This is a genomic window from Actinomadura kijaniata NBRC 14229 (genome assembly GCF_001552175.1).
Taxonomy (GTDB): domain Bacteria; phylum Actinomycetota; class Actinomycetes; order Streptosporangiales; family Streptosporangiaceae; genus Spirillospora; species Spirillospora kijaniata.
This window is the reverse complement of sequence record NZ_BCQR01000254.1, coordinates 1-11,283: the sequence shown is the minus strand read 5'-3', so window position 1 is coordinate 11,283 and position 11,283 is coordinate 1. Positions and strand designations below refer to the sequence as shown.

Here is an 11,283-nt window from a genome sequence, read left to right as displayed (position 1 = left end):
TGGCCGGTGCGCCGGGTGACGGCCGCCGCCGCCGAGGCCGCCGCCGCGCTGGCGCTCGCCACGGGCGCGCCGGGCCTTTCCGAGACCACGTTCGTGCCCCCCTCCTGACGATGTTTCCGCAGGTCTGAGCCCCTGCGGATGGACGAAGCAGTCCGTCGGCGATGGTTTCCTTACGTTCAGCTTTCCAACGCGGGGAACTGGACGGACATGGGACGACATCGCAGGGGCGCCAAGCGGGAGATCACGGTGGCCGACCTGATCGACGCGCTGCGGCGCTTCGATCCGGGCATGGAGGTACGGCTGGCCGTCCAGCCCCGCCTGCCCCAGGAGCACGCCATCAGCGCCGTGGCCGAGGCGGACGGGATCGTGTGGATCGGCGACGGCGGGGCGCGCGGCTACTGTCCCGACGAGGTCGCCGAGCGCCTCGGCTGGCTCTGACGGCCGGGAACGGTTCAGGGGATGGTTCGGGGGGCGGTCAGGGGCGCTTGAGCTTGGACCAGACCCGCACCAGGGCCTTCAGGTCCTCCTCGTCGAGCGTGCCGAACGTGTCCCGCAGCGCCTCCCGGCGGGTCGCGTCGGCCTCGGCGAACACCGTGCGGCCCCGCGCGGTGAGGGCCACCTCGGCGGCGCGGGCGTCGCGCTCGGAGCGGGCGCGTTCGATTAGGCCGCGCTCGCGCAGGCTCTCCACCACGCGCGACACCTGGCTGCGGCTCAGCATCGTGCAGGCGCCGAGGTCCGACACCGAGACCGGGCCGTCCTGGTAGGACAGCCACAGCAGCACCTCGAACCACGACAACGGCAGGTCGTGCCGCCGGACCAGCTCGCGGCCGACCTGCGCGGTCAGGGTGTTCCCCGCCCACACCAGGCCATAGAAGGCCAGGTCGGAAGGGGGGAGGTCGGCGTCCGCGAGCTGTTTGGCCATAAGTCCAGCTTAGGTGGTTTGTGTGCAGGCGCACGCGTTCATAACCTGTGTGTGCACACACAAATGTGAGAGGGGTTCGTGATGTCCCGTGAGATCCGTCTGGCCGCCCGCCCGGTGGGGGAGCCGAAGCACTCGGACTTCGAGATGGCCGAGGTGCCGGTCCCGGAGCCGGGGGAGGGGCAGGTCGTGGTCCGCAACGACTGGATGTCGGTGGACCCGTACATGCGCGGCCGGATGAACGACGTGAAGTCCTACGTGCCGCCGTTCCGGCTCGGCGAGGCCATGGAGGGCGGCGCGGTCGGCACGGTGGTGGCGTCGCGTTCGGAGAAGGCGCCGGTCGGCACGGTCGTGCTGCACGGCCTCGGCTGGCGTGAGCACGCCCTGCTGGACGGCGACCGCGCCCGCGTGATCGACACCACGCGCGTGTCCCCGCAGGCCTACCTGGGCGCGCTCGGCATGCCGGGCCTGACCGCCTACGCGGGCCTGACCGAGGTCGCCCCGGTCAAGGAGGGCGACGTGGTGTTCGTCTCCGGCGCGGCCGGGGCGGTCGGCAGCATTGCCGGACAGATCGCGAAGAAGCTGGGCGCGAGCAGGGTGATCGGCTCGGCGGGCGGCCCCGCCAAGACGGCCAAGGTCGTGGACGCCTTCGGCTTCGACGCGGCGATCGACTACCGCGAGGGCGACCTGGAGGGCCAGCTCGCCAAGGCCGCGCCCGACGGCGTCGACGTCTACTTCGACAACGTCGGCGGCGACCACCTGCGCGCGGCGATCGCGGCGCTGAACACCCACGGCCGGGTCGCGCTGTGCGGCGCGATCTCCCAGTACAACGCGACCGGCCCGGTCCCCGGCCCCGACAACCTGGCCCTCGCCATCGGCAAGCGCCTGACGCTGCGCGGCTTCATCGTCGGCGACCACGCCCACCTGGCCGGCGAGTACTTCACCAAGGCCGCCGAATGGCTGGCCAACGGCGACCTGTACACCGAGGAGACGGTCGTGGAGGGCATCGACAACGCCGTGGACGCGTTCCTCGGCCTCCTCAACGGCGCCAACACCGGCAAGATGCTGGTCCGCCTGTGACCACCGTGTCCTGACCATCGTGTCCTGACCACCTCCGCCGATGCCCTAAGCTTTTCCCTGTCGCTGCGAGCCGGCGACGGGCAAGGGGCTATGGCGCAGTTGGTAGCGCGCCTCCATGGCATGGAGGAGGTCTGGGGTTCGAATCCCCATAGCTCCACCACCGGGAAGAGGCGGTGATCTTCGGATCACCGCCTCTTCCGCGTTCCGGGCCACCACGCGGCGATAAATCGTCCGAAGCGCACCCCGGGATGCTCTAAGCTTTTCCCTGTCGCCGCGAGCGGTGACAGGTAAGGGGCTATGGCGCAGTTGGTAGCGCGCCTCCATGGCATGGAGGAGGTCTGGGGTTCGAATCCCCATAGCTCCACCTCGGGCCTGGGGCCGGTGTGGTCAGCGACTTCGTCGCTTTCCCGCCGGCCCTTCGTCGTGTCGGCCCGGGGGCGACCCCCGGACCCCCGAAGGACCCGGAAGGGGCGGTGATCTTCGGATCACCGCCCCTTCTCCGTGTCAGGGGGTGGCGGTGAAGCGCAGGACGGCCCCGAAGCCCAGTCCGGCGTCGGGGTCCCGCGGCGGAACGATCACCAGGCCGCCGTCGGTGCACGCGACCGCGCGGATCAGCGCCGCGTCCGCCCGCTCCTCCCGCGGGTCGTCCACGCCGTAACGCCGCAGCTCCTCCGGGTCGGTCGCGATCTGGTCGGGCTCCGGCCCGACCCACAGCCGGGCGGGGGAGTCCGCGTCGTCCAGCAGCAGCGCCTCGATCTGCCCGTTGCGGGCGGCCTCGACGGTCGCGGGCAGGCCCGCCACGGCCCGCTCCCCGCGCGCCAGCTCGCGTTCGAACCGCTCGGCGACGGCGAACACGCGTTCGGCGCACTTCAGGTCCAGGACCCGGCTGAGTTCGGACTGGAGCTCCGGATCGCCGATCTCGTGCCGGTCCGACTCGACGGTGTACTCGCGCACCCCCTCGGAGATCTCCTCCAGGACGGCGTTGCGGGCCCGCACGTCCCCGGCGATCATGATCACCTCGGCGTGGACGCGGCGGGCGGCGCGGTCCACCTCCCGCCCGACCTTCTTGGCGTTGGCCTTCCAGGTCTCCTCGGCCGAGCGCTGGAACCGCGACTGGTTCCAGTCCCCGGCCTTGACCTTGCGGACCGGGTAGTCCTCGTCGCCGGGGACGTCGATGCGCTCCCGCTCCCCCTCGGCGGTGACGCACTCGATCGCGCCGCCCTTGCGGTCCACGACCACGACCATGTACGGGAACCGCTCGCCGCGCGCCGTCAGCCAGGGCAGCACGTGGGGGAGCGGCCCGACCCGGGCCTGCGTGACGGCGGGCGGGTCGGGGAGCCGTCCGGCGTGCACGACCTCGCCGCCCGCCGCGAACAGCACCAACCCTTCCGAACGGCGTTCGGCCAGTTCCCCGGTGACGGTCCCGTCGACCGCCCGCAGCGTGTCCTCGGGGCAGTCCTGCTCCTCCAGCTCGGAGCGCAGTGCCCGCCACCGCAGCTCGGCGGCCTTGGCGGCGTCCTCGGCGGTGCGGCTCAGGTCGGCGTACACCGACGCGACCGGCCCGGGCCGACGGTACAGCGGTTTGAGGAATGACAGATCCATGCCGCGGCCGTACCCGCGGTAATCGGCTCAAACGTAAAATCACCCCTCGGCAGCCTGCTGGAGCCTCGCGTACACCAGCTGCAACCAGTCGGCCCCCGCCACGGCGGTCATGGTCGCCCCGACCAGCCGGGTCGCCTCCGGCGCGAGCGCCAGCCCCGCCGCGTACCCGGTCGCCACCCACTGCGCCGTGCAGAACGGGCAAGTCAGCAGCTCTCCCAGGGCGTGCCGGACCCCGTCCTCGTGCCGCACCTCCTCGGCCAGCTCGGCCGGGCCCGCGGTCCCCTCGTACCGGGTGAACGGGGCCCGCAGCGGGCTCGTCACCGCGTCCTTGGTGATCATCCGGGCGAGCTTGTGCGTGGTCACGGTCATCAACGCGAGGTCGCCCGGACCCACCCGGGGCATCTCCCCGCGCCGCCGCGCCAGCAGGGCGACGGTCCCGGCGGCCACCCCGTAGACGGTCAGCGTCACCAGATACGAGCCCAGGGGCCGGTCGGCGCCCCCGGTGTACCGGCGCTTGGTCTCGCGCACGGCGTCGATCACGGTGTTCATGCGGTCGGCCTCCTTAGGAAGGGTCTCGGGCGGCGCATACCCGTCCTGCGCCGTCGCATCCCCCGGGACGGCCGTGACCGGTGGTTGGGATCTGTCAGCCGGGTAACGGCGGTAGTGAGAAAGGGGGATCACGATGACCGAGTACGAACCGGAACGCCGCGCCACGACCCCTGAGGACGACGGGATCCCGGACCTCCAGGACGGCACCCCGCAGCAGCAGTGGGCCGAGGACCCGCAGCGGATGGTGCTGCCCGGCGACCGTTCCATGACGCTGGACGAGTACGGCACGACCGTCGAGGAGATGCGTCAGGGCGAGCCGCTGTCGCAGCGGCTGGAACGCGAGGAGCCCGAGGTCCCGATCCCGCCGAACGAGCCCATCGAGCCCGCGGGCCGGATCGTCCAGGAGAACGAGGGCATCGGCCCCGACACCGAGAAGGACGCCGTCGCTCGCGAGACCGCCGACGAGTCGGGCTTCACCGCCGAGGAGAGCGCGATGCACATCGAGAGGGAGTGAGCGGACGAAAGCGGCGGGGCTCCGGCCCCGCCGCTTTCGTGCGCCGCGCTCAGTGGTCGCGGAGCGCCTTCACCAGTTCGGACTTGTTCATCGAGGAACGGCCCTTGATGCCGATCTCCCGGGCCCGCTTGAGAAGGTCGTCCTTGGACCAGTCGTCGTAGGAGGGGCTCTTGCCGCCCCTGCGGCCGACCGTGGACTCGCCCTCCTTGGCCTGCGCGTTGGCGATCCGCGCCGCCTTCTCCTTGCTCTCGCCCTTGTCGCGGAGCTTCTGGTAGGTCTTCTCGTTCTTGATCTGCGCTCTGGGCATCGCCGCAGAACCCCCTTTCGCGTCGGAACGAGCCCTACCCAGCTGACACGGGCCACACCTTCCGTTCCGTCCCTTCACTCCACGCGGACGAACGGCGACGGCAGATGCGGCGCGGCGAGCACCCCGCCCCGCGCGCGCAGCCCCTCCAGCACCGCCACGCGCGTCTCCACGGCCTGCCCGGGATCGTCGTCGTACACGTAACGCACCCGCGGATCGGCGAGCTGCACCGGATGCAGCACCACGTCCCCCGACACCAGGACGTCCCCCACGGCCACCGACTGGTGCCCCGGCGTGTGGCCCGGCGTCGGAACGACCTCCACCCCCGCCCCCAGCCGCACCGTCCCCTCGACCACCCGCAGCAGGTCCCGCAACGGCTCCACCACGCGCTCGTCCATCACCCGGTCCACGGCCGCCAGCTCCCGCGCCTGCACGACGTGCCGGGCGTTCGGGAACACCGGCGCGCCCCCGGCGACCGCCCCGCTCGCATGGTCGCTGTGCAGGTGCGTCAGCACCACGGTCCCCACCTCGCCCGCCGCGACCCCCGCCTCCGCGAGCGCCGCCACCAGCCGCCCCGGCACCGGGGCCCACAGCGCGGCGGGCGAGTCCGCGCCCCCGATCCCCGCGTCCACCAGCGTCAACGCCCCGTCCGTGCCCCGCAGCAGGAAACAGTGGAAATGCAGCCGCCATTCGCCGCCCGCGCCGAACGCCCCCGGCTCCCGCTCCCGCACCCGCTCCCAGAGCCCGTCGGCGGCACCCGGGAACGTCTCGGGCAGGGGCCGCCGCAGCGCCGCGCCCATCGGCCCGACGGCGTCGCACAGGGCAATAACCTCGATACCGTTCACCACGAGTGTTTCCTGATGCATGCGGTCACGATTCCAGCTTCGGGGACAATGAGGGCGGAAAAAGGGGGCGCGGCGTGCGCATCGGCGTTCTGGGGCCGCTGGAGGTGCGGGACGGCGCGGACCGCCCCGTCGCCGTCAACGGCACCCGCCTGCGCGCCCTCCTGATCCGCCTGGCCCTGGACCCCGGCCGCGCCGTCTCCGTCGACCGCCTCCTGGACGACCTGTGGGACGGCGCGCCCCCGGCGGGCGGCGCCGGGGCCCTCCAGGCGCTGGTCCGCCGCCTCCGCACCGCCCTCGGCCACGACCTGCTGGAACACGGCCCCGGCGGCTACCGCCTCACCCTCGACCCCGCCCACGTCGACGCGGTCGCGTTCGAACACGCGATCACCGCGGCCCGCGCCCGCACCGACCCCGCCGAACGCGCCGCCGCCCTCCGCGCGGCCCTCGACCTGTGGCGCGGCGCGCCGCTGGCCGACGTCGCCGACGCCGACTGGGCCGCCGCCCCCGTCGCCCGCCTCACCGAACTCCACCTCACCGCCCGCGAGGACCGCGCCGACGCCGCCCTCGCCACCGGCGAGACCACGTCCCTGCTGCCCGAGCTGGAGGCGCTGACCGCCGCCCACCCCCTGCGCGAACGCCTGCGCGCCCTGCACATGCGGGCACTGCGCGCCGCCGGGCGCCAGGCCGACGCCCTGCGCGTCTACGAGGACGTCCGCGCCCGCCTCGCCGACACCCTGGGCGCCGACCCGTCCGCCGAACTCGCCGCCGTCCACCTGGCGATCCTGCGCGACGCCCCGCCGCCCGGCGAACACCCCCGCACCAACCTGCCCGCCGCCCTGACCAGCTTCGTCGGCCGCGAGACCGAGTCCGCCCGGGTCGCCGCCCTGCTGCGCGAGGCCCGCCTGGTCACCCTCACCGGCCCCGGCGGCGCGGGCAAGACCCGCCTGGCCGCCGAGACCGCCACGCCGCTGGTCACCACGGTGCCCGACGGCGTGTGGTTCGTCCCGCTCGCCTCCGTCAGCGACGCCCGCGACATCGCCCCCGCCGTGCTGGCCGCGCTCGGCGTCACCGAGATCGTCCGCCCCTCCGAGACGCTGGCCGCGACCCGCCCGGCCGACCGGCTGGCCGACCTGCTCGCCCCCAAGACCACCCTGCTCGTCCTCGACAACTGCGAACACCTCGTCGACGCCGTCGCCGAACTCACCGGCCGCCTGCTGGCCGCCGCGCCCGGCCTGCGCGTCCTGGCCACCAGCCGCGAACCCCTCGGCATCACCGGCGAGTCCCTGTGCCCGGTCCCGTCCCTGCCGCTGCCGCCGCCCGACGCCGCCCCCGCCGACGCCCTCCGCTACCCCTCGGTCCGGCTCCTGGCCGACCGCGCCGCCGCCGTCCGCCCCGGCTTCACCGTCGACGACGCCACCGCCCCGCACGCCGTCGCGATCGTCCGCGCCCTCGACGGCATCCCCCTGGCGATCGAACTGGCCGCCGCCCGGCTGCGCTCCCTCACCCCCGCGCAGGTCGCCGCCCGCCTCGACGACCGGTTCCGCCTCCTGCGCGGCGGCGACCGCGCCGCCCTGCCCCGCCACCGCACCCTGCGCGCCGTCGTGGACTGGAGCTGGGACCTGCTCGACGACGCCGAACGCGCCGTCCTGCGCCGCCTGTCGGTGTTCGCCGGCGGCGCGACCCCCGAGGCGGCCGTCGAGGTCTGCGCCCCCGGCGACCCCGGCGCCCTCGACGTGATCACCTCCCTCGTCGACAAGTCCCTGGTCATGGCCGACGGCGCGGCCGAACCCCGCTACCGCCTGCTGGAGACCGTCCGCGTCTACGCCGCCGAACGCCTCGCCGAGGCCGGCGAGACCCGCCGGACCCGCGACGCCCACGCCGCCCACTTCACCGCCCTGGCCGAACGCGCCGAACCCGGACTGCGCCACCGCGACCAGCTCCGCTGGTCCGAACGCCTCACCACCGAACGCGACAACTGCAACGCCGCCCTCCGCCACGTCCGCGACACCGGCGACGTCCGCACCCTGCTGCGCCTGGTCGCGAACCTGGCCTGGTACTGGTTCATGGTCGACCTGGAGATCCAGTTCGGCGGCTGGGCCACCACCGCCGCCGCACTGGCCGGCGACACCCCGCCACCCGGCCTGGCCGAGGAGTACGCGCTCTGCCGCCTGGTCGCCGCGCTGATGGACGGCGTCATCGGCGACCCGCCGACCCCGCCCGCCGAGACCCGCGCCGCGATCGGCAAGGCCGTCGCCCACCTGCCCGGCCGGCCCCGCCACCCCGCGCTCGCCCTCGCCCCGCACCTGGCGAACCTGTTCACCAACGAGATCGGCGAGATGCACGCGGGCCTGGCGACACTGGGCGACCACCCCGACCCCTGGGTCCACGCCGTCGTGTCCGTCGTGCTCGCCTACACGGCCCTCAACGCGGGCGACATCGACGACGCGGCCGCCAAGGTCACCCGCGCCCAGGCCGGCTTCGCCGCGCTCGGCGACCGCTGGGGCATGATCATGGCGTTGAACGGCCTCATGCAGACCGCCGTCGCCCGCGGCGACCTGCACGCCGCCCTGCGCTACGCCGAGGAGGCCCACGGCTACGCCACCGAGCGCGTCAGCCCCGACCAGGGCGCGACCCTGCTGGCCGACCTCGGCCGCATCCGCGCCGCGCTCGGCGACCTCGAAGGGGCCCGCCGCGACCTGGAACGCGGCGTCCGCGCCTCCGAACGCATCGGCGAGTACGCCGACGCCGCCAACGCCCTGCTCGCGCTCGGCGACCTGGAACGCGACCAGGGAGACCTCACCGCCGCCCACGCCACCCTGGAACGCGCCCAGACCCTGCTCGGGCACCGCCACCGGATCGACTTCCTCCACGTCCTGACCGTCGCCCACAGCAAACGCGGCTGCCTCGCCGAACAGCGAGGCGACCTGGCCGAGGCCGCCCGCGCGCACACCGAGGCGTTCCGGCTCGCCGAGACCACCCCGCTGCTGGGCCGGCCGACCCGCGCCGTCCTGCTCGACGGCCTGGCCGCGCTGACCGCCGCCCGCGGCGACCACGCCCGCGCCGCCGAACTGCTCGGCATGGCCGACCTGCTGCGCGGCCACACCGACCCGCTGGGCGTCGACTCCCGCCGCGTCCGGGACACGGCCCGCCGGGCCCTCGGCGAGGACGCCTTCACCGCCGCCTACGACCGAGGCCACGGCGCCACCGGCGAAGACGCCCTCGCCGTCCGCCCCTGACTCAGGCACGCCTCCCGTACAGCCACATCGCCACCGGGAACGCCACCGCCACGATCCCCGCGGCCCACCCCAGCGTCCACCACGCGTGGTCGCCCAGCGGCCCGCCGATCGTCAGCGCCCGCACCGCGTCCGCCAGATGCGACACCGGGTTGACCTTCGTCCACGCCTCCAGCCACCCCGGCATCGTCGAGGTGTCGGGCACCAGCACGCTGCTGCCGAACGTCAACGGCATCACCAGCACGAACGTCAGCCCCTGCACGGTCGCCGGGGTCGGGGCCAGCAGCCCCACGATCACCGACAGCCACGACACCGCCAGATAGAACACGTACGCCAGCGCGAACGCCGCCAGCACCGAGACCGGACCGGTCTGGAACCGGAACCCCAGCACCATCCCGAACCCGGTCAGCACGGCCATCATCACGAAGAACCGCACCGTGTCGCCCAGCACCGTCCCGACCAGCGGCGCGCTGCGCGCGATCGGCAGACTGCGGAACCGGTCGAACACCCCCCGGTGGATGTCCTCGTTCAACGCGGTCCCGAGCCCCTGCGTGGCGAACATGGCCATCTGCGCCACCAGCCCCGGCAGCAGCAGTTGCAGGTAGGTCCGCGTGTCCCCGGCGACCGCGCCGCCGAACACGTACAGGAACAGCAGTAGGAACACGATCGGCATCAACGTCGTGTCCAGCAGCTTCTCCGGCGAGTGCTTCAACTGCGCGACGTTCCGCCAGGCCAGCGTCAGCCCGTGCCGCAACGTCCGCCGCGGGTTCACCCGCCGGGGAGGAGCAACGCCCACCGCGGTCACACCAGACTCCCTTCCATCCGCTTCTCCTCGACGTGGTGTCCGGTCAACGTCAGGAACACCTCGTCCAGGCTCGGCATCCGCAACGCCAGCTCCGCCGGGACGATCCCGGCCTCGTCCAGCCGCCGCACCAGCGCCGACAGCACCGCCGCGTCGTCCACCGACACGCTGACCAGCCCCGACCCGACCTCCGGCCGAACCCCGACCAGCTCCGCGACGATCGCCGCGAGCTGCTCGGTCCGGAACGCCTCGGCCGCCCGCACCACCAGCGTCTGCCGCCCGGTCCGCGCCTTCAGCTCCGCCGCGGTCCCCTCGGCGATCACCCGCCCGTGGTCGAACACCACGATCCGGTCCGCCAGCGCGTCGGCCTCCTCCAGGTACTGCGTGGTCAGCAGCACCGACCCGCCCTCGGCGACCACGTCGCGCACCGCGTCCCACACCTCGCCCCGCGCCCGCGGGTCGAGCCCGGTCGTCGGCTCGTCCAGGTACAGGACCTCGGGCCGCCCGACCAGCCCGGCGGCCAGGTCCAGCCGCCGCCGCATCCCGCCGGAGTAGGTCTTCACCGCGCGCCCGCCGGCGTCGGTCAGCCGGAACCGCGCCAGCAGCTCCCGCGCCCGCGCCCGCGCGTCCCGCCGGGAGAAGTCCAGCAGCCGCCCGATCATCACCAGGTTCTCGGACCCGGTCAGCTCCTCGTCCACCGACGCGTACTGCCCCGTCAGCCCGATCTTCGCGCGGACCCGCGCGGCGTCCCGCACCACGTCGAACCCGCAGACGCGGGCCGTTCCCGCGTCCGGCCGCAGCAACGTCGCCAGCGTCCGCACCGCCGTGGTCTTCCCGGCTCCGTTCGGTCCGAGAACCCCCAGCACACTGCCCCGGGGAACCACCAGGTCCACCCCGTCCAGCGCCCGGGTCTCCCCGAACCGCTTACGAAGCCCCTCGGCCTCGATCACATGCTCCATGTGGGTCTCCATCGTTCGTCGTTCACCAACGACCCTCGGGGACCGCGCTGACACGCCACCGACACGCCACCGACACCGGCACCGACACGGGCACCGACACGGGCACCGACATCCCGTCTCGCGCACACGCGCATGCTCAGGACCGCCGCCGACGCCGATTTGACGACTCCTCCGGGGTTACCTAAGGTTCTGGATGCCCACGGGGAAGCAGGACGCCGACAGGCGGCCGACCTCGGGGGAAGCCACCCGGAGAAAAACGGTTCGAAGCACGCTTCGAGCGGAGGTACTCTGGAGTGGTCAGCCCAGACGGGATGCAGGACACCACAGGTGGCCGGCCCGAGGGACACCTCCGCAAGACCAACGACAGGCGGTTCCGATCGCCTGCTGCTGGCGTGTGGCGGGTTGGGCGAGGTCCAGAAGATCGGCTCGAAAGAACCGATTGACAGGAGCGAAGATCCCGGTAAGATAGAAGGGTT

The 11,283-nt window shown here is 73.5% G+C and carries 11 protein-coding genes and 2 tRNA genes; 6 read left to right on the top strand and 7 right to left on the bottom strand.

Annotated elements, in window-relative coordinates; genetic code table 11:
* Positions 1 to 207 precede the first annotated feature (207 nt).
* Complete coding sequence (locus AKI01S_RS46315; RefSeq protein ID WP_067832827.1) at positions 208 to 438, top strand: hypothetical protein; 231 nt, start codon at positions 208 to 210, stop codon at positions 436 to 438.
* A 37-nt stretch (positions 439 to 475) separates the two neighbouring features.
* Here the strand turns inward: AKI01S_RS46315 and AKI01S_RS46310 are convergent, their stop codons facing one another.
* On the bottom strand, positions 476 to 922 hold the full coding sequence (locus AKI01S_RS46310) for a MarR family winged helix-turn-helix transcriptional regulator (RefSeq protein WP_067832824.1): 447 nt from the start codon (positions 920 to 922) through the stop codon (positions 476 to 478).
* Positions 923 to 1,003: 81 nt separating this feature from the next.
* Between AKI01S_RS46310 and AKI01S_RS46305 the strand changes: the two genes are divergently transcribed.
* The 3 genes from AKI01S_RS46305 to AKI01S_RS46295 all read left to right on the top strand — a co-directional run bounded on the left by AKI01S_RS46305 (position 1,004) and on the right by AKI01S_RS46295 (position 2,363).
* On the top strand, positions 1,004 to 1,999 hold the full coding sequence (locus AKI01S_RS46305; RefSeq protein WP_067832821.1) for an NADP-dependent oxidoreductase: 996 nt from the start codon (positions 1,004 to 1,006) through the stop codon (positions 1,997 to 1,999).
* An 84-nt stretch (positions 2,000 to 2,083) separates the two neighbouring features.
* A tRNA-Ala gene (locus AKI01S_RS46300) sits at positions 2,084 to 2,159 on the top strand.
* Between the two features lie 131 nt (positions 2,160 to 2,290).
* Positions 2,291 to 2,363, top strand: a tRNA-Ala gene (locus AKI01S_RS46295).
* 140 nt (positions 2,364 to 2,503) lie between these two features.
* On the opposite strand, the gene AKI01S_RS46290 is transcribed toward AKI01S_RS46295, so the two are convergent.
* Together AKI01S_RS46290 and AKI01S_RS46285 are read right to left on the bottom strand one after the other, a co-directional pair.
* Positions 2,504 to 3,601 (bottom strand): baeRF2 domain-containing protein, encoded by a 1,098-nt coding sequence (locus tag AKI01S_RS46290; RefSeq protein WP_067832818.1) that lies wholly within the window; start codon positions 3,599 to 3,601, stop codon positions 2,504 to 2,506.
* A gap of 39 nt (positions 3,602 to 3,640) precedes the next feature.
* Positions 3,641 to 4,150: a DUF1360 domain-containing protein gene (locus tag AKI01S_RS46285; protein WP_067832816.1), complete on the bottom strand. Its 510-nt coding sequence runs from the start codon at positions 4,148 to 4,150 to the stop codon at positions 3,641 to 3,643.
* Positions 4,151 to 4,283: 133 nt separating this feature from the next.
* On the opposite strand from AKI01S_RS46285, the gene AKI01S_RS46280 reads away from it, so the two are divergent.
* A complete protein-coding gene (locus AKI01S_RS46280) occupies positions 4,284 to 4,664 on the top strand; it encodes a DUF5709 domain-containing protein (RefSeq protein ID WP_067832813.1) in 381 nt (126 codons plus the stop codon).
* 49 nt (positions 4,665 to 4,713) lie between these two features.
* Here AKI01S_RS46280 and AKI01S_RS46275 read toward each other — a convergent pair whose 3' ends face one another.
* A complete protein-coding gene (locus AKI01S_RS46275) occupies positions 4,714 to 4,971 on the bottom strand; it encodes a DUF7218 family protein (protein ID WP_067832811.1) in 258 nt (85 codons plus the stop codon).
* Between the two features lie 74 nt (positions 4,972 to 5,045).
* Complete coding sequence (locus AKI01S_RS46270; protein ID WP_067832808.1) at positions 5,046 to 5,834, bottom strand: MBL fold metallo-hydrolase; 789 nt, start codon at positions 5,832 to 5,834, stop codon at positions 5,046 to 5,048.
* 53 nt (positions 5,835 to 5,887) lie between these two features.
* Here AKI01S_RS46270 and AKI01S_RS46265 point away from each other — a divergent pair, with 53 nt between their 5' ends.
* Positions 5,888 to 9,049 (top strand): ATP-binding protein, encoded by a 3,162-nt coding sequence (locus AKI01S_RS46265; protein ID WP_067832803.1) that lies wholly within the window; start codon positions 5,888 to 5,890, stop codon positions 9,047 to 9,049.
* Position 9,050: 1 nt separating this feature from the next.
* Here AKI01S_RS46265 and AKI01S_RS46260 read toward each other — a convergent pair whose 3' ends face one another.
* Both AKI01S_RS46260 and AKI01S_RS46255 read right to left on the bottom strand, forming a co-directional pair.
* Positions 9,051 to 9,851, bottom strand: coding sequence for an ABC transporter permease (locus AKI01S_RS46260; RefSeq protein WP_067832801.1), 801 nt, complete (start codon positions 9,849 to 9,851; stop codon positions 9,051 to 9,053).
* Positions 9,848 to 10,807 (bottom strand): ATP-binding cassette domain-containing protein, encoded by a 960-nt coding sequence (locus AKI01S_RS46255; RefSeq protein WP_067832799.1) that lies wholly within the window; start codon positions 10,805 to 10,807, stop codon positions 9,848 to 9,850. The genes AKI01S_RS46260 and AKI01S_RS46255 overlap by 4 nt, the downstream gene beginning before the upstream one ends.
* Positions 10,808 to 11,283: the final 476 nt, after the last annotated feature.

Bases quoted from the DNA above. Each gene is read 5' to 3' on its own strand.
- AKI01S_RS46305 (WP_067832821.1), top strand. From the start codon at position 1,004: ATGTCCCGTGAGATCCGTCTGGCCGCCCGCCCGGTGGGGGAGCCGAAG.
- AKI01S_RS46270 (WP_067832808.1), bottom strand. From the start codon at position 5,834: ATGCATCAGGAAACACTCGTGGTGAACGGTATCGAGGTTATTGCCCTG.
- AKI01S_RS46275 (WP_067832811.1), bottom strand. From the start codon at position 4,971: ATGCCCAGAGCGCAGATCAAGAACGAGAAGACCTACCAGAAGCTCCGC.
- AKI01S_RS46280 (WP_067832813.1), top strand. From the start codon at position 4,284: ATGACCGAGTACGAACCGGAACGCCGCGCCACGACCCCTGAGGACGAC.
- AKI01S_RS46315 (WP_067832827.1), top strand. From the start codon at position 208: ATGGGACGACATCGCAGGGGCGCCAAGCGGGAGATCACGGTGGCCGAC.
- AKI01S_RS46310 (WP_067832824.1), bottom strand. From the start codon at position 922: ATGGCCAAACAGCTCGCGGACGCCGACCTCCCCCCTTCCGACCTGGCC.
- AKI01S_RS46255 (WP_067832799.1), bottom strand. From the start codon at position 10,807: ATGGAGCATGTGATCGAGGCCGAGGGGCTTCGTAAGCGGTTCGGGGAG.
- AKI01S_RS46285 (WP_067832816.1), bottom strand. From the start codon at position 4,150: ATGAACACCGTGATCGACGCCGTGCGCGAGACCAAGCGCCGGTACACC.
- AKI01S_RS46290 (WP_067832818.1), bottom strand. From the start codon at position 3,601: ATGGATCTGTCATTCCTCAAACCGCTGTACCGTCGGCCCGGGCCGGTC.